Below are 17,163 nucleotides of genomic sequence, written 5' to 3' on the forward strand. Positions count from 1 at the left end.
ATAAAACCAAATATCGGAAGCTCAATTTAGTTTTATGATAAAACCATTTAACAACGAGGTAAGAGAAAATGACAATTGCACTGATTACCGGCGCCTCTTCAGGGATTGGCGCCATCTATGCCGACCGTTTTGCGGCTCGTGGTTACGACTTGCTGCTGGTTGCGCGTCGCGGCGATCGCTTACAAGCACTTGCCGACGATTTGCAGCATCGCCATGGCGTAAAAATCAGCACACTGGTTGCCGATCTCAGCAAGGCTGAAGGAATCGAGCAGGTTGAAACGGTTTTACGTGACGATACGACGATAAGTCTGCTGGTGAACAATGCCGGTGCAGCCAATCTTGCCCCTATCCTCAGCAGCGGTGCCGATCAACATGAAGCCATCAACACGCTGAATACCACGGCGCTAATGCGTCTGACACTGGCAGCGTTGCCGCGTTTTGTGGAAAACAACCAAGGAACCATTATTAATATTGCTTCAGTCGTTGCTTTCCATGCTCGTGCAGGCAGCGCGGTCTACAGCGCGACGAAAGCCTGGGTGCTTAATTTCACCCGTGGTTTGCAGGAGGAGTTTGCTGGAAGTAATGTTCGCATTCAGGCCGTACTGCCAGCCGCGACCGCGACCGAAATTTGGGGGCATTCCGGTATTACACTTGATGCGCTACCCGAAGGCTCGGTAATGACCAGCGAAGATTTGGTCGATGCGGCACTGGCAGGTCTTGACCAGGGAGAACTGGTCACGATTCCGCCAGTCGAGGATTTACAACTGTGGGATAACTGGGAAGCAGCGCGGCTGGCGCTGTTTAGCGCTTCGCGCAAAGGTAAACCTGCCTCACGCTACGCGCGCGATTAACATTTACCGGTCGTTTGTAAATAAAGTGGAGCCACTGGCTGGCTCCACTTTATTACTCAGTAAAAACTCGCGCGGGTGGCGATCGTCATATGCGTCTCCGCATCCCCGGAGTTTTCCGGGGTGACATTGAAGTGACAAAGAACCGGAACTAGCCTTTCGTCGTACTGGCATTCACTTACCGCAGTAAAATTAAACCGGGCATCAAGCGCAGATTCATTGACCATCGTATAATCAAGCGGTTTATTGACGCTATCAGGGTAGTGAATGCTGGTTGAGGAGGCGACGAGATCGCCAGAGTAATATTGCACCTTTTTGATATTGCCATCAGTGTCGTAGAAATGATCGGCAATTTTTAGTGTCCGCAGCATTGTCTCGCCCAGCAGGCCTTGCGCATTGGTTTTATAATCAAGATGCCCCTCACTATCATCACGACTCATTAAATTACATTTTTCATCCAGCCCAAAAGCGACAGGTTTGCCATTAAATGTCCCTTTTAACGCTTTTCCTTCATGGACCAAATTCATATGGCTGTTATCGGACTTACCATCGCGACGTAACGCCTGTACGCAGCCCTCGGCAGATAACGCCACATGGAGCGTATAAACCTCGTTGCCTTTATCATCGGTTCCAGTGGAATCGATGGTTTTGACATGTCCTTTGATCGGGTTGAAATCGAGCAGTGTCGACAGATTTAACAGTACCGGAATATAGGTTTGCTGCGCGCAGGCAACCGTGGTGGTGAGCCCAAGCGAGAGGGCCAACAAATAAGAGCAAATTTTCACTTCTGCCATCCTTTGACATGAAAGTGAAAAGAGTAACAAATGCGGATGATTCAGCAAGACCAGAAAGAGGAAAATCTGAAGGCAAAAAAGCCAGAGTGGCTAAAAAGCGGTTAATATGTCCGCGCATGTTGATGATCGTCAAAAACATTCCTGCTCCAGGTACGGCAGCACAGATTAATTACACCTCGTCACCTTTTCGTAAAAAACGAAAAGAAGCGCTAAACGCGTAAAATAATATACCGCCAATTCATCCGGACAATTCAACCAGGCTCTTTCCATAATTCGACGCGATTGCGACCCTTATTTTTTGCAATATAGAGCGCCTCATCAGCGACCTGAATTAATCGTTCGTAATCAGGGTGACCACTATACATTGCCGCCCCGATAGAAAGAGACAATGCAATATTATCCCCAGAAGGCGAAACAACCGTGATCTTTTCAACACGGCTACGGATGCGCTCAGCAATACGCAAAGTATCAAACTCCGTCGCCTCGGTTAAAATAATGACAAACTCATCGCCACCGTAACGAAAAACATAATCACTGCTGCGCACATTATCATAGAAAGCACTGGAGACTTTGCGTAAAATCTCATCGCCAGTATGATGCCCCCATGTATCGTTAATCTGTTTAAACTTATCAACGTCAATAATTAATACAGACAACGGTGTATTCATTCGCTTGGCATGTGCAATTTCGCGTTTAAATATCGTGGGCAAGAAGCGTCGATTAAGAAGTTTAGTTAGCACATCCATTCCGACTTCATGCCGGGAAACTTCCTCAAACAATTCACGTAACATGGTAATAATCTGCGAAACGGTGTTTCTTATTTGAATTAAAAATTTTATGCGCAGTGTTCGGTTACTTAATGCTCTGGGTGTATTGCGCGTATTGCGGAATACTTCATCCAGATCCTGAATGAGGCGTGAGATATGTCCCACTTCGGCAATACCGCTAAAATAGTGGCGACCTTTATGGTTAAACCACAGGCCAAAGTCTGACTGACTGAAAGTCAGGCTATTACCCAAATCAGCATCCAAAATGATTTTGTAGATAAGATCAATTTCCCAGCTTAGCAACGCAGCAGTCTGACGTTCCTTCTCTTCTTCTGCGTTCTCAAGCAAAGTGAAAATGCGATAATTCTCATCTTCTTTCGCAGAATTGTGTTCAGTAAAGGTAAAAGCTCGTGACATCACTTCCATGGCAAGATCAATGCTGTTAATGGCGTAATGGTAAACTTCAAGTTTCTCTGCTGGACTGTGAGTTGACGAATTGATCACCGGAAAGAGTATTTTTTTAAGAACCCGGAAGCCCATTTCGACGATTTCAACCGAAATACCAATGCGCGCATGTATGGAAGCAACGTGTTGCTGAACGGCGATAACCTTATCGATATCATCAACCTGACAAGTCAACACATCGATAATCCACGTCTCCAGCGCACTTTTAAGACGTCTTTCTACTTGATCATTGGAAAGGAACTCCTCCGCATGAGGGTCAATCAGAACGATACGGTAGAATTCCTGGCTCAGAATATGCGCATGCGTTTTGCCAACTTCTGCAACTAAAAAACGAATACGTTCATCTGTTTTATCAATGAGATGAGTCCACTCGCTTTTAATCAATTTAAGATAATTTTCCATTACTTAAACCCTTACGATAGTTAACGCGCTCTCTGCTTGCCCTCATCAGTGTGCTGAATATCGCAAGCCGGAAACTCACAACAAACGTTGAATGTTCTCCAGTCTTTTTTAAAAAAACGAAATAATATGCCAAGAAAAAAACGTTCTACAAGATAAAAAAATAAATACTACCTGAAATGCATCACTAACAACTCAATCATTTAAAACAACAAAATCAAGTAATGCACCCAAGAAGTATAGACTGCAAATACGCAATTACAATCCACCCTGTAACTAACCTTATCTTATTACAAGGTCTTATTTAAGACTATTTAATTACAGGTTCCACTCCTGACTACCTATAATCCAGGAATTATCTCCCGAATTATTCAATACGATATCGAGCAAACACATGAAGATTTATACGATCAGTGACGATGTTTATTTCCAGAATGGAATTATTTCATTAGCCAAGTCGAAGGGATGGGACATAGTTGCACATGAGTTAGATTCCTCTCTTACTAACCAACTAACACCTGATGACGTCGTAATCCTTCATCTGGATGTAAAGAACAGCACCTATGCGAAAGCAATCTCACCGCTTAATAAAGTCTGTAAATTACTGGTTATTTTAGGTGCAGCGAGAGATATTGTGATTAATGATGCTGATCTGGTCATCAAATCCAGGGATTCGCTTCTTGAAATAAGTCGAGCTATTAGAGCTGTGGCAAAGAAGAAAAAAGAACTTTCGATCAAAGAGAGTGACCTCAGTGATATCGAGAATATTATTCTCAAAGAATCACTAAAAGGCAAAAACATCCACCTGATAGCTAAAACACTCAATATACCGCCAAAAAGAGTTTACGCTTACCGCAACAAGGCGTGCAAAAAATTGGGAGGAAAAAAAATAAGTGACCTACTTCTGATTAGGGATAAACTACTTGAAGAATCATCAACTTTTTTCACCTCACCTACCAGTATAAGAGAACTGGATTACAGCTTTTAAAACATGCAAGCAAAAGATTATCACCGCCTGTAGTGATTTAGATGCTACAGGCGGTTTATTTCTATCACCAGAGATGAGTCTGTTTGTCGATCGTCCCCCAACGGAAGTACATGTCACACGCCATCAGAAAATCCCGATGCCAAAGCGCGTAAACGTGCAAATAGTTAAAGCCAATGCAAGGTAAAAAACAGATCAGAAAATAGATCTCAAACCAGATTTGCCATCCGGACCATGCCAGCAGCATACTAACGAAAATGATCCATACAAACTCTATGAGCAGTAACAGAAGAATTCTCAACCAAAAAGGTTGGTCATAGAATGCAGGCCATGGCAATGAAACTGAAAAGTAAAAATCAATTTCTTTTAAAAACAACCTACCGAGAAAGATATAACGTTTCGACAAGCGTGTAAAAAGCAGATTCATCGTCAAAACAATACAACACGCAATAAACATTGAGACCACTACCCTGGCAGAGAAAACGCCTGCCTGCTGCGAAAAATCCGCCTCATGTTTCAAAGGCGAAATCGTCAGCAAATTTAAAGCGACACCAAGTAAAAGATAGGCAAAAATATAGCGATAAAGGTGTTTATACTTCACCTTTTCAACCGCAGCTGTTGCTACCTGCTTAATATAACTGGTCCTTAAGTTCCGAAACACACCGTAAATAAAAATCGGTGAAATTGCCAGCAAAGGAATCAGTACATAAATTGCTGGATGAACTAAAAAACTGCTCCATATGATTAACCAAAAAACGACAGTAAATAAAATACTGGCAAGAAATGGGTGAGAAAACGATGCTTCTGTTTTGCTAAGTTTACTCCCAGAAAAAAAAGAGAAGTCAATTGCTTTTGTAACGCATTTGTATGCCCAAAAAGCTTTAAGTTCATAAATTGAGTTAAAGAATAAAATACCTATAATACCGCTGAGATAATAAGTGTCATTTTGATTAAACTTATAGCCATTATTCTTCCAATAAAAACCAATCATAATAAAAACGACAACGAAGAGAAACGGCAGTATTTTTTTGTCCTGAATGCGTATAAATTTGAGATAGTCTGGAATCACAATAGCACCATTATATTTAAAATAATCCCCTGCAATGCAATGTCATCTCAGGTTTAAAGTTTACAAAATCCATTAATACTTTCCCAAGATAAGCTTTATTGCTAATTTCGATAAATGAGATCGGTTTTTTATTTTCTAAAAAAAACGACATGGAATCCGCCCATTTAACAGTATGTGTCAAATGTAAAGAGAGGTTTTCTTTGATCTTTACTGGTTCAGTTTCTGCCCTCCCCGTCACATTCATGACGACATCGTGCTGGGGTGGGCAAATTTCAGCGTCAGACAGATATTTGCGCATTAAGGGTACGCCTTCGGCCATCAAACGCGTGTGCCAGGCACCGCTTACGCCAAGCTTCACAGGCTCATGGCCAGCAGCACGGAGCTGACGTGAGAACTCATTAAGAGCAGCTATCGTTCCGCCAACCACTTGCTGCCGGTGGCTATTATCACAACTGATATCGATTGGTAGCTCAGATTCATTAATCATTTGACTGAGAGCGGTATTATCTATGCCTTTTACCGCCAACATATAGCCTTTGTATTTTTTACTAACCTCATCCATCACTTGCGAACGAAGATGGATCAGGCGGAACAAATTTTCCAGTGTTACTGCTCCGGCAGCATAAAGAGCGCTATATTCTCCGACACTATGCCCGCATGAACCTGTAACGCGCATGTCCCCAAGTTTGTCTTTACAAAGGGTGTAGAGCGTTATATTCATCGCGGTTACAGCAATTTGTTGCACCGTAGTCTGTATCAAGCGATTCATTGGTCCTTTTAGACATAATCGCCTAATATCCATACCCGAAATATCACTGGCGCAATCCCAGATAGCACATGTTGTTTGATTTATATTCCATAAATCTGCCCCCATACCGATAACAGGATTACCCTGGCCAGCAAAAAGAAAAACAACAGGCTGTGAAGTCTTATTTAAATCCATAGATAATATCCTTATAAATGATATTCAAACCCCAGATACAAACCAATCGTTCTACCAAAGTGGGAGAATTCAGCATCTCTTGAGCCAAATGCTGAAAACATACCAGCATAACCTTCCACTTTTCCGTCAAAATAATTAAGCGGTGTTGAGTAGTGCACACCTACTAACGAACTGTAATCCATCATATTGGTAATAATATAAGGTTGCAGGCTAGAGCCACCTTTGAATGCTAAACTTGCATACGCATTAATGTAGTGTTTTCCCTGTAGGTTTCCTTTATTTGCAACATTACTAATTTCTGCCCCTATAAGGTATTTATACGCGTCAAACACCTGATCTAATACAGCATACTGATTTTTGGTATTGAGGTAATCGACAAAATTCATTTGCTGGTACCACTCACGTGCAGAATATCCTTCGCTTTGAAAGTAGTATTCCATGCCAAACAAACTAAAGTTATCGGTTGTGTACTGCCCCCCTATCGCCAGCTCAATACCCTGTTTATTTTCGGTGGCATAGAGCGAAGAAGGGAAAGCGTAATTTTGCACCGCAGCAGCCCTTTGCGGTGAAAAATGCCGCCATTGCTGGGATGAGTGCAAGGCAATCTCGGCATTGATAATCCATTGTGGTGTGTAATTAAAGCTGTCAGCTAAAGCAACAGAGCGAGATTCTCCTGACATCACATTAATTGACGGCGTATGATTTTTAAGACGATATTCTGTATAACTTAACAGATAGCGTTCACTGGAATTAGAGCGTTGATCAGCAGACCAATTGCCTGACGACTCATAGCGCTTATTTATTCGTGCTAATCGAGGTGCGACAGTGAAAGCCAGACCGTAATCCCTTGTATCATGAACAAGGCTCGCTCCCCAAAATGATTCAGCATAAACCGATTTCATTGCCGGAGTATAAAGTCGGTCATTTTTGAATCCCGCATAGTAATTAGTCAGCAGAGCCGATGGCGATTTAAGAAAGAAAATACCCGGTTTATCTCTGAGCTTACCGACTTCCAGCCGAATGTTGTCAGAGGCTATAAACGAAAGTTTAACCTGATTCAGTAGCATTCGTGAACGATGGTTATCCTTATCAAACTTACCAGGTGCTCGCCATGGATAATAAGTTAATCCATAAAGTGATAGATCTAAATTGAGCCGTTCCTCAATAAGCGAACAATCACTGCTGAATTTCACACCTGCGCTATTATTAACATTATCTTTTACATAGGCGTTCTTACCTTCAATATTCCATATCGATGGTTTCTTTTTTGTATAAGATCCTTGTAACGATAGTGTGACATCAGCATTTTTTTGTATATCTGAACCAGAAAGACAATTTGCAGAGAGACTAACAGGTAACAATATGAATGACAAAGTCACCAGATTTATGCGGCAACTCACTTAACACCTCGCTGGATATATTCCCGGGTAAAGTTAGATTCCGGTAAAGACTCGAACCTGACATCGCTGTACTCCATAACAGAATAACCTTTACTATGCTTTGCATCTCGCACAACGATTTTCATTGGTCGCATTTCCCCCAGTACCATTTGAAAATTTTGGTACTGGACTGTTTTAAGCAGTCTATCGTCCATCGAATAATAAGATGCCTGATATGGGTGATAATTTTCTTTTTCAACCAGATAGATAATTTTTGCGTATGTCACTGCATCCGATTTACGCAGTAAGACGAGTTCGTAGCAGATCGATTCCCCGCAGGGCCTATCTCCCGTCAGCGTTGCGCTATAGGAATATTCAAAGTTGGTCACGATTACGTCACCATTTGAGATCTGTCCGACCAATCTTTGTTCTCTCGATATAGGTATAGGACGTCGAAGGGTTGGCGTATAAAACCAAAGATCATACCAATCAGATAGCATGATATTACCCTTATCCCTTGGCGGATAAATAAAGCGAGCTAATGAGCGAGCATCAGCCGGCATTCCTTTTTCAGGCTTCATAAATCGCATCGAGATATCAAGGATCTGTTTATTTTCTTCTTTTTCTACACCATCTTTGTACTCAAGCACTGTAACGGTATATCGAAAAGGTTTATTGGGTGAGCGAATTTCGTCAGCTCGCCGAATAATATCCAGCGCACCGACCGCAGCTATCGCACTGGCATTTGCCATCATAAAAAAAACAGACACAATAATGGTTCGAAAACTAGCGGCACCAATCATACTCAGCCTTAAGAAAATTTAAATGCATCTGATATATTTAACCGGGATGCACGCAACGCAGGTAATATTGACGCTAACGAGGAGGTTAGTACAGGTAATACAAACGTTAGCCATATCAACCCGGCGTTATTAGTTTTAATGAAAGCAGTATAACCTTGCGTTTGCCCAGGAGAGGGAGGCATGGCAATACCATGTAGATTAATGATACCTGCTAGAATAAAGCCGATGGCAAGACTACCTATCGCACCGAGGATCCCAATATATATGCCTTCCAGCAGGAATAACCGCGAAACATGAAATGGCTGTAAACCTATAGCCCGTAGCGTGGTGATTTCTCGTGTACGCTCTATAATATTCATCGTCATCGCATTACTAATCATAAATATTACGATAAGGACCACGATGAGCTTAATGAAGAAATAAATACCAGAGAGTAATCCCTCCACTTGCTGATAAAAAATAGAAGTATCTTTCCAACTTTTAACGATCAATGGCAAATGATGTTCATCAATAAAATGCCGCAAATTTTTAATAAAAAGATCTGTATTATCTTTTTTAAGTAAGATTAATACTTTACTTACACCATCTGTACCCATCAATTTTTGTGCTGTCGACAAAGGCATTTTCATCGCAACATCATCATAATCTTTAATTCCTGAGGAAAAGATGCCACGTAATTTCAATGAAAGTGCGCCCTGACCACCATGGGTGTTGACTGTCATTATATCAAGCCAGTCACCGTAAGTCGCATTTAGCGTTGCGGCAAGTCCTTCCCCGAGGGTAACTTCATTGGTTTTCACTCGCGATAAATCACTCCCAGAAATAATTTTATCGAATGAACCGAGCTTTAATGATGGCAATGGTTCCACACCAAACCCTGAAAAAAAACTGGAGGTTTCATTTTCGTATTGTGATACAATGCCGCTAAACTCCAGTTGTCCTGAAATAGTTGAAATATCATCAGATAACCCATGATCGCTGAGGATTTCTTTTTTCAGGTTTGCATAATCTGCAATCAGGCTGCGGCTTTTATTGGATGTCTCAAAATATTTTGGATTATAGATCTGTACGTGTCCGATATTTGTTCGAATTGTCTGCTCCTTCAAAATCCAAAAAGAATAGTCAATAAACCCACCATATAAAAAAATAGACACACCACCCAGCATTATGGCAATGATTGTTGAAAGTGTTCTTTTTTTATGCCGGAACAAATTCAAAAAAGAAAACTTTGCATCCCTGAATTTAAAAAGCAGACAATAAAGGACAAAACAGATTATCACAACAACAGCTATATTCATTAAAGGCATATGCATGGAGATCTATTCACCTTTGAGTAATGGAATAACAACCTGGGTAACTTCATTCATATCCCACTCTGGTTCAGTGTGGAATTTAGTATTCAGGTACTTCGCATCCCCAGAACTTTTCGCCTTTATTTTTTTCATTAGCAATTCAGCCTGCTTAGGCTGATTGCAACTCACCAGGGCTCTATAACGCATATACTCGATATGATTTACAATATCTTTGTCGAAAACATTTTTTCCCCTTAATAACCGCTCGGTATCATCGAGTGTTACCATGCAACGCCCTATGACAGCAGGTAAATACGCGTCGATGCGCGCGCGTAGATATCTAATACGGGGATTTTCTTCATGTGTATCTACTGCTTCATCAAGATAAAAAAAGCCCGTTTTCGCATATTCCGAAGCATGGATGAAATCATTAACAGCCGAAAAATGATTCGCCTGGCGCAACATTCCATAGGAATAAAAAATCAGCGATGTAACGTTCTTCGTTTTTTCAAACTCCTGAAAAAGCGCCTGTGTCGTTTTTGCTAACGCATCGGATTGCTCAGGAAGGCCGTGCTGTATCACTTTATCGACCTCCGGAGCGGTCATCGCATCAGCACTATTCGCTACCACCGTACAGGCCAACCCCACCCAGAGTGGCCAATAATACTTATGCACCTGAGCCATGTACTAACACTCCATCTTTAATTTCAATTACCCTCCCGGCCCTGTCTCTAAGCTGGGTTGAATGCGTGGAAATAACAAATGTGGTACCGGTCTGCTGATTTATTTTCATTAACAAATCTAAAATGGCTTCCCCTGTCGTTAAGTCCAGATTGCCGGTCGGTTCATCGGCGACAACGACTTTGGGATCATGCGCAAGCGCGCGGGCGATCGCAACGCGCTGCTGCTGCCCTCCCGATAATTGACCAGGTTTGCGATCAACTAAATGGCCGAGCCCCACGCTGTCCAGGAAATGTAAAGCGCGCTCTTTTGCTTCTTTCTTATTGAAATGTGCATTCAGAATAAGTGGATAAAAAACGTTATCAAAAACACTGAGTACCGGAATGAGGTTAAAAAACTGGAAAATAAATCCTAAGTACTTGCTTCGTACATACGCCAACTGTTTTTCGGGCATTTCATTAAGAACATGATTAAGAAACATGACAGTCCCCCCGGATGGCGTATCGATGCCAGAAAGGATATTGAGCAACGTGCTTTTCCCACTACCGGAAGGCCCACACAGCGCCACAAACTCACCTTTATTAATTTCAAGGTTAATATTTTTAAGCGCATCAACCTTATTTTCACCAGAACCAAAATGCTTATAAATATCCTGCATAAATATTGCTGGAACTTCTTTTATTGTGTTGCTCATCAATCACAACTCCGCCGAAAAGCAGGTATCAAAATAGCTATACCCGCCGAAATTATCAGCTAATATTGTGCGCATCTTTTTTGAAATACCCTTGTTATTTAGTAGATATTCCCAACTCAGCGCAGGTGTAAGACAACCACTCGCCCCATAAATATCGTTCAGATCGATAAAATCAATGCCAGTTTGCTGCGTTACTCGCATGATATTATCTTTCCTGGCCGAAAAGGTAAGCAAATCACCTTCCGACAGGTCCTTCATCATCTCACGTTGAATGTCATCAAGATTATTGTTAGCAGCATAATTACCGCAACTCACTCTTAGTGCACTTTCGCGCAAACTAAAAATAAAACATCCTGTCCGTTCGACAGAGAGTTGCATGCCATTTTTTTGCTTCGATTTGGCGCCCCCTTTTATACCAAAGATATCTTCATCCGAAAAAACCAATACAGGGATCGCTCTGTATGCTCCGCATATCACGACAAAATCGAAAACCTTCCAGTGTAGATAATCTTGTGCCAGTTGCATCGCCTGTACTAATGCAAATTTCTCCCCACGAACTTTGCAAGTTACGTTTTTGATAGAGAATTTCTTTAATATATTTTTAGGCAACGTATCAATAATCGAGGTATGCAGCGCGCTGGTAATATTTTCAAAAACAGAGGATTCTCCCCATGCATCAATATAGATGAAAGCAGTACGCGACTTAAGCAATAACATACGATCTCTTGGGGTCATCTGTTGTAATGCAACATCAGCAGCTTGCTCCATGGATTCTATATAATCCATATAACGCGGTTTACGTATCATTTCCCGCGCATAAGTTTCTTTATCAGTGCCGAATCGCTTAAACGCCCAGCCACTTGCAGAAGTAGATTTAAGAGCCTGATTATACAGATGCGATTCCCAGGCATTTAACCAGTGAGGAGCATAAAAATAGAACTTATCGTCTGGTTCCAAAAGTGAAAATGACGACAGATATATCTCATTTTTCATATCTACTAATCTCGAACACGGGTATCTGACATGACAACACCGATAATTGACCCATCAACACCAAGCCCCGTCTTCAGCAAATGTTTTTTTTCATGTTTAATGACGCCGATATCCGTCAACAGCTGACTTGCTATCTCTTCAATAATGTCATCGTTACTTACCGGAGTAAGTAATTCGCCTTGGCGAAGGGAATGTTCACCAATAATCAAATCGACGATCCCTGAGCCTGTTGTGGTGTAACCCAGTTGTCCTTTATAAGCGAGAACAGGAACAGGTTGCTTGTCTGAAAGCATTGCGATTGCTTTGGCTTCTGCTTTATCACTGTTTGACGAACCATTGCCATGAGGAATAATTGCGCATAAGTCACCGGGACCAATATTTGCTTCATCTAATATTTTGCTGATTACTTTAATAATATTAGAGCTTAACCAGGCCGAATCATTACTGCGGCTCGCGCTAATTTGCGCATATGCAGATTTGAGCCGTACCCCATCGTTTAATCCTCTGGCCTGCCGATGTTTTTTGCTCTCGAGTAATATGACGCCGAATCCCTCTGAAAATAAAACTGATCTGCTATTTTGACCAAATGGCTGTACTGATTCGCTATCAAGCATTGATTGGTTTTCAAGAAACCAGATATCCTGCGTTTTAATTTTTGAACAATTAATTACGCAAACAAGATCTGCCCCGTCACTATCAATCGCCTGGCAACCAAGATGAACCGCAGTTAATGATGAATTACTTGTGCAATGTAAATTAGGCGGAAGATAGTTTAATCCATATTTATGTGCAATATTATAGGAAAGTTCGTCCTGCGACATATTTTTAGCATGAAGACGACTTATTGATGGTGAACATTTTAGATCCTCAACATCATTATGGTCATAAAAGGATTTATAATCTATGCCATCAACACGTGGCCCTAACCCGGTTAAATATACCCTTACCCTTTCACCTGTAAGCGCGCTTTTGTCAAGATTAGCCCGTGCCAGTGCATCATCGATTAATCGATATAGTAACGCTAATGGGCCATCATCTCTTTGCTCCAGCTTTGCGACGCGCTTATTCGCTTTAAACCCACATTTCAGCGCTACTTCTTCAGAAGCAAACCAATAAGTTTCATGAACACGCTTACCAGCACGAAGATTATTTATTAATTCACTATAACTTTCAGCAAAGGGTAAATGTAGACTGTAGCCTGCAATGATAGCCGCATTATCCATTGCACTATTCCTTAATCACAAATGCATAATAGTTTCCACCTTCTGTTGCCCCAACCAGCAACACATGCTTAAGCGTTAAATTTTGAGGACTCCGTACGAAGTTTATACGTGAGTCGAAGAACGCTTGCGTATAAGGAATGGCCGGCACTGATTGCTTTTTAATACAATCAATGACAACTAAAAGATTGAGCAACCCGGCAGATGAAGCAACGAACCCGAAATAAGCGTTATAGTTAACGACCGGAACCCGTGGATTCTCTTTCTGGAAGACGCTGTAGATAGCGTCGATTTCAATTTGCGAATTTTCTTTACTGCCATTACTGGTGCCGCAAACCAAATCGATATCTGCTGCACTGACACCGGCATCATCAAGTGCGCGCTCAATTGCCAGAGACATTGCTGACGATTTTTCACTCAATAACGATGCATCAAAGTAGCTATTACTGCTGGATTTACCGTAGCCAGCAAGTTCTGCCATCACCTCGGCACCACGCGCAACTGCCGCATCCGGGTCTTCCAGTAATAACATGCACGCACCTTCGCCGGGAATGAATCCCTTTGGCTCCTCGCCATAGATTTGATAATCATTGACATCAGAAGTCATATTGATTTTCTGTGTTAGCGCATCCATATAAAGAGACAGCGAGGGGAAATATTCATCAGCGCCGCCCACTATCACATGAGGTTGCAGGTTTTGCCGGATAATCTCATAACCATAAGTTAATGCGCCGAGCGCCGCATTCTCGCCGGTAGCAAGTGTGGTGGTATAGCCTTTAATGCCTTCAGAAATGCCGCAGAAAGTGGCGATCGAATTCATTAGCGAGCCAGGAAACTCTGAGGTGCTGACTTTCCGCGGATCGGGTTTCAGACTCTGCAAATATTTATAGGTTGTCTCCTGAGGGCCACGAGACATCCCCATGATCATACCGAGCTCTTCGCCATCACGTTTTATTTTACGTTTCGCCATATTCAACGATTCAGACAGCGCAACAAGCGCAAACGTCCCGCCACGCGTTGCCTTTCGGGCATCAAAACGGCGCAAATGTTTACGCGGCTCCAGCCCCATTATCTGAAAGGTTTTAAAATCCGGCTCCTGTTCCGGAAACGTTCCGGTGCTCATGGCAGCTTCATCGCCAAAAATTTCTTCGAGTTGATTTGTGGCAACCAGCACTCTCAGTAATTCCCGCGCTTCTGCCAGGGTGTCATCAGGAAACGTGACACCACCTAACACGGGTACGTGATTTTTTTGCCAGACATTGCGCAAAATATCATTAACCGTGTGACCAATCGCCGTTACAGCTCCTACGCCAGTAATAGCCACACGCTTACTGTCATATTGACTGACCGGCACTGTCCCTGGTTTTGTACTCACCACCATGCAGCAGTTATTTCCACCAAATGCATAGTTATTTTTCATAAAAATATTAATTTCTTTTTCTCGAAACTCATTAGCGACATAGTCCAGGTCGCAATTTGGGCGCGCAATTGAGAAATTGAGAGTCGGTAAAACTTTATTTTCAGGCAGCGTTACCAGACAAGCGATAAGCTCAACAATGCCTGCAGCGCCAATGTTATGGCCGAAATAAGATTTTGTTGAACTGACAAGCAAATGATCGTTATCAGGAAACACTTTCTTCATCGCCAGCGTTTCAATACGGTCATTCGCTTCTGTACCCGTACCGTGAGCATTGACATAATCAATTTGTTCCGGCTTTACACCAGCATTCTCCATGGCTTTAAGCATGACCTGTACCGCGCCACTGGCTCGCGGGTCCGGACCCGTTTCGTGGTAGGCATCGCAGGAGGTTGCGTAAGAGAGAATTTCACCGTAAATTTTGGCTCCGCGTGCGATAGCGTGCTCATAATCCTCCAGTACCATCGCACCAGCACCTTCACCGATAGACATGCCAGACTGACCTGAAAAGGGAGTGCAGGTGCTGGGATGCATCACGTTCAATGCATAAAACCCAGCAAACGTTGGCAGGTAGATAGGTTCTGTACCGACAGCCAGCATGGTCTTACTTTTACCATTTTGGATATAGTCAAAAGCCATACCGATCGCGTTAGGGCTGGCTGTACAGGCCGTTGCCACCAACTCCCCGCCACCTTTGAGACCTAAGAGTGTCGAAACACTTGAGCAGCAGGAAGAAAATCCCCCCGAATAAATAGCCTTGCGGAGCGAGAAATCATCCATTCTCTGCTCAAAAATTGGCAGAAACGCTTCAGTTCCGGCGGAAGAAACGCCGACAATTAATCCTGTCTCATCAAGGCAGGCTTTATTACCAATAAGCCCGGCCTGAGTCAGCGCATCCTTGCCCACTTTGTATGCCCATAATGCAGCGTTATCCAAAGAGTGGATAATATTTTCAGGGAGCTCTGAATAATCTATTTCCTGAAGGACTTCAGCTGCACGGGCATTTTCAAACCACGTTGCAAACCGCTCACTGTTGCCGACACCATTTTTTTTATCAAAGAGCGCCTGTTTAAAATCTTCAATAGTTTCGGCCAGGGATGACAAAATCCCCATACCTGTAATTACAACGCGTTTCCTGTTCGTTTTCACCGTTATCCCCCGGAGTAGAAAATCTTTGTATTCATAATAAATAGCCAAAGTAAAGCGACATATTTATACCTGTCGCCTTACTTTCGCTTTAATTATTAGAATTACACAATTCGCTTTGACTTTGACGGATCAATAAAACTATGTTCAGCCGGATTGATGAGCATACTTAAGTTATATAAAAAAGGTACGCTTTTTGTTCTCGCTGGAATATGTTTTTCTGCCGTTAAAATTTCAAACCCTGGGAGATCCGCTAAAGCATAATCATTGTCAATCAAAGCCAGCGCGATAAAAGATTGTAACGCAGGGGAAAAACCGGATTTTACAATAACGCCAACCTCTTTCCTCTCTACTAAAACTTTATCATCAGAATTGATTCCACTGCACTCTGCAGTCGGGAGCATACCAATGAGTTTACGCTCAGCCAGATTATGGGACTGTGGCTCAATCACTGACTTGCCAATAAAGTTTTCTTTATCGTATTGAATTGCCCACTGCATTTGCAACTCAATCGGGTTTTGGCTATAGCCGGAAAAAAGACTTTCATCCCAGCCGGTATTCTCAAGACGAACAATATCCTGGTATTGGATGCCACCTGTTTTCAATTCGTACTTTTCACCAATTGAAAGGATGGTTTCCCATAATTTTACCAGGGAAGACTCCTGGCCAATGGCCATATACGCAAATTCGCCATGCTTACCACAGCGGAAAATAATCAGGTCATCGGCCTCATTAATGTACTCAAAGTAAGGTAAGCCAATAATGTCGTAGCCATATATTTCTGACATAACTTCCCAGGAGTAAGGCCCTTCCAGCATAATAGCGCCCCAACCGCTATCTGCCATAGACTTAATATCCGGGCGTTCAACAATATCGAGTGCTTCATCGCTCTCTAAAATTGATGTAAGGCGCTCAATTAACTCCGGTGCCGGGATGTTTTCTGAAAGGATATAATAACCGTCCGGGGTACAGAGAACATATATGTCCCCGCGGATGGTACCATCCTCATTTAATACCAACGAATAGATACCTTGCTCATCGCGAATAATTGAGATATCAGCTGAGGCCATATGATTTACCAAAGCCCATGCATCATCTCCCATTACGCTAACGATAGCCATATGTGAATAATCGACAAGCAGTGCATTTTCTCTGACTGCTTTATATTCAATGGCGAGATCATGATATGCTACAGGAACTGTGCGCTTATTATAAATGCCCATCCTGGCATTATTTTCCAAATGCAAGTCATTAAGAGACTTCATAAA

The 17,163-nt window shown here is 42.4% G+C and carries 16 protein-coding genes; 3 read left to right on the plus strand and 13 right to left on the minus strand.

Annotation, left to right across the window (positions count from 1 at the left end):
• Positions 1–68 precede the first annotated feature (68 nt).
• Positions 69–851: an SDR family oxidoreductase gene (locus DFO56_RS01150; protein ID WP_045506829.1), complete on the plus strand. Its 783-nt coding sequence runs from the start codon at positions 69–71 to the stop codon at positions 849–851.
• Between the two features lie 56 nt (positions 852–907).
• Here DFO56_RS01150 and DFO56_RS01155 read toward each other — a convergent pair whose 3' ends face one another.
• Positions 908–1,642, minus strand: coding sequence for a YnfC family lipoprotein (locus DFO56_RS01155; RefSeq protein ID WP_233500357.1), 735 nt, complete (start codon positions 1,640–1,642; stop codon positions 908–910).
• Between the two features lie 8 nt (positions 1,643–1,650).
• Between DFO56_RS01155 and DFO56_RS24700 the strand changes: the two genes are divergently transcribed.
• The gene (locus DFO56_RS24700; RefSeq protein ID WP_152641194.1) at positions 1,651–1,863 is read left to right on the plus strand and encodes a hypothetical protein; all 213 of its coding nucleotides are present in this window, start codon (positions 1,651–1,653) and stop codon (positions 1,861–1,863) included.
• 30 nt (positions 1,864–1,893) lie between these two features.
• Here the strand turns inward: DFO56_RS24700 and DFO56_RS01160 are convergent, their stop codons facing one another.
• Entirely contained in the window at positions 1,894–3,276 is a 1,383-nt protein-coding gene (locus DFO56_RS01160) for a diguanylate cyclase (RefSeq protein ID WP_020457302.1), read from the minus strand.
• Positions 3,277–3,667: 391 nt separating this feature from the next.
• Between DFO56_RS01160 and DFO56_RS01165 the strand changes: the two genes are divergently transcribed.
• On the plus strand, positions 3,668–4,261 hold the full coding sequence (locus DFO56_RS01165; protein ID WP_045506820.1) for a hypothetical protein: 594 nt from the start codon (positions 3,668–3,670) through the stop codon (positions 4,259–4,261).
• Positions 4,262–4,325: 64 nt separating this feature from the next.
• Here the strand turns inward: DFO56_RS01165 and DFO56_RS01170 are convergent, their stop codons facing one another.
• The 11 genes from DFO56_RS01170 to DFO56_RS01220 all read right to left on the minus strand — a co-directional run bounded on the left by DFO56_RS01170 (position 4,326) and on the right by DFO56_RS01220 (position 17,160).
• The gene (locus DFO56_RS01170) at positions 4,326–5,327 is read right to left on the minus strand and encodes a hypothetical protein (protein ID WP_045506817.1); all 1,002 of its coding nucleotides are present in this window, start codon (positions 5,325–5,327) and stop codon (positions 4,326–4,328) included.
• Between the two features lie 16 nt (positions 5,328–5,343).
• Positions 5,344–6,270 carry an ACP S-malonyltransferase gene (locus DFO56_RS01175; protein WP_045506814.1) on the minus strand — a complete coding sequence of 309 codons (927 nt, stop codon included), beginning with the start codon at positions 6,268–6,270 and terminating at the stop codon, positions 5,344–5,346.
• 11 nt (positions 6,271–6,281) lie between these two features.
• Positions 6,282–7,649 (minus strand): hypothetical protein, encoded by a 1,368-nt coding sequence (locus DFO56_RS01180; protein ID WP_233500358.1) that lies wholly within the window; start codon positions 7,647–7,649, stop codon positions 6,282–6,284.
• 17 nt (positions 7,650–7,666) lie between these two features.
• Complete coding sequence (locus tag DFO56_RS01185; protein WP_045507243.1) at positions 7,667–8,404, minus strand: outer membrane lipoprotein-sorting protein; 738 nt, start codon at positions 8,402–8,404, stop codon at positions 7,667–7,669.
• 56 nt (positions 8,405–8,460) lie between these two features.
• Positions 8,461–9,765: an ABC transporter permease gene (locus DFO56_RS01190; protein ID WP_045506809.1), complete on the minus strand. Its 1,305-nt coding sequence runs from the start codon at positions 9,763–9,765 to the stop codon at positions 8,461–8,463.
• 6 nt (positions 9,766–9,771) lie between these two features.
• Entirely contained in the window at positions 9,772–10,428 is a 657-nt protein-coding gene (locus DFO56_RS01195; protein WP_045506808.1) for a hypothetical protein, read from the minus strand.
• Positions 10,412–11,119, minus strand: coding sequence for an ABC transporter ATP-binding protein (locus DFO56_RS01200; RefSeq protein ID WP_044489609.1), 708 nt, complete (start codon positions 11,117–11,119; stop codon positions 10,412–10,414). Before DFO56_RS01200 ends, DFO56_RS01195 begins: the two co-directional genes overlap by 17 nt.
• 3 nt (positions 11,120–11,122) lie before the next feature.
• Positions 11,123–12,112 (minus strand): hypothetical protein, encoded by a 990-nt coding sequence (locus DFO56_RS01205; RefSeq protein WP_045506806.1) that lies wholly within the window; start codon positions 12,110–12,112, stop codon positions 11,123–11,125.
• A 5-nt stretch (positions 12,113–12,117) separates the two neighbouring features.
• Complete coding sequence (locus DFO56_RS01210) at positions 12,118–13,335, minus strand: beta-ketoacyl synthase N-terminal-like domain-containing protein (protein ID WP_045506803.1); 1,218 nt, start codon at positions 13,333–13,335, stop codon at positions 12,118–12,120.
• A gap of 4 nt (positions 13,336–13,339) precedes the next feature.
• Positions 13,340–15,898, minus strand: a complete 2,559-nt coding sequence (locus DFO56_RS01215; RefSeq protein ID WP_072051604.1) for a beta-ketoacyl-[acyl-carrier-protein] synthase family protein — start codon at positions 15,896–15,898, stop codon at positions 13,340–13,342.
• 101 nt (positions 15,899–15,999) lie between these two features.
• Positions 16,000–17,160: an aminomethyltransferase family protein gene (locus DFO56_RS01220; RefSeq protein WP_045506793.1), complete on the minus strand. Its 1,161-nt coding sequence runs from the start codon at positions 17,158–17,160 to the stop codon at positions 16,000–16,002.
• Positions 17,161–17,163: the final 3 nt, after the last annotated feature.

Source organism: Kosakonia sp. AG348 (assembly GCF_003337365.1).
In the GTDB taxonomy this organism is placed as follows: domain Bacteria; phylum Pseudomonadota; class Gammaproteobacteria; order Enterobacterales; family Enterobacteriaceae; genus Kosakonia.

Bases quoted from the DNA above. Each gene is read 5' to 3' on its own strand.
- DFO56_RS01195 (WP_045506808.1), bottom strand. From the start codon at position 10,428: ATGGCTCAGGTGCATAAGTATTATTGGCCACTCTGGGTGGGGTTGGCC.
- DFO56_RS01210 (WP_045506803.1), bottom strand. From the start codon at position 13,335: ATGGATAATGCGGCTATCATTGCAGGCTACAGTCTACATTTACCCTTT.
- DFO56_RS01160 (WP_020457302.1), bottom strand. From the start codon at position 3,276: ATGGAAAATTATCTTAAATTGATTAAAAGCGAGTGGACTCATCTCATT.
- DFO56_RS01205 (WP_045506806.1), bottom strand. From the start codon at position 12,112: ATGAAAAATGAGATATATCTGTCGTCATTTTCACTTTTGGAACCAGAC.
- DFO56_RS01175 (WP_045506814.1), bottom strand. From the start codon at position 6,270: ATGGATTTAAATAAGACTTCACAGCCTGTTGTTTTTCTTTTTGCTGGC.
- DFO56_RS01150 (WP_045506829.1), top strand. From the start codon at position 69: ATGACAATTGCACTGATTACCGGCGCCTCTTCAGGGATTGGCGCCATC.
- DFO56_RS01220 (WP_045506793.1), bottom strand. From the start codon at position 17,160: ATGAAGTCTCTTAATGACTTGCATTTGGAAAATAATGCCAGGATGGGC.
- DFO56_RS01165 (WP_045506820.1), top strand. From the start codon at position 3,668: ATGAAGATTTATACGATCAGTGACGATGTTTATTTCCAGAATGGAATT.
- DFO56_RS01190 (WP_045506809.1), bottom strand. From the start codon at position 9,765: ATGCATATGCCTTTAATGAATATAGCTGTTGTTGTGATAATCTGTTTT.
- DFO56_RS01185 (WP_045507243.1), bottom strand. From the start codon at position 8,404: ATGATGGCAAATGCCAGTGCGATAGCTGCGGTCGGTGCGCTGGATATT.
- DFO56_RS01155 (WP_233500357.1), bottom strand. From the start codon at position 1,642: ATGGCAGAAGTGAAAATTTGCTCTTATTTGTTGGCCCTCTCGCTTGGG.
- DFO56_RS24700 (WP_152641194.1), top strand. From the start codon at position 1,651: ATGAAAGTGAAAAGAGTAACAAATGCGGATGATTCAGCAAGACCAGAA.
- DFO56_RS01200 (WP_044489609.1), bottom strand. From the start codon at position 11,119: ATGAGCAACACAATAAAAGAAGTTCCAGCAATATTTATGCAGGATATT.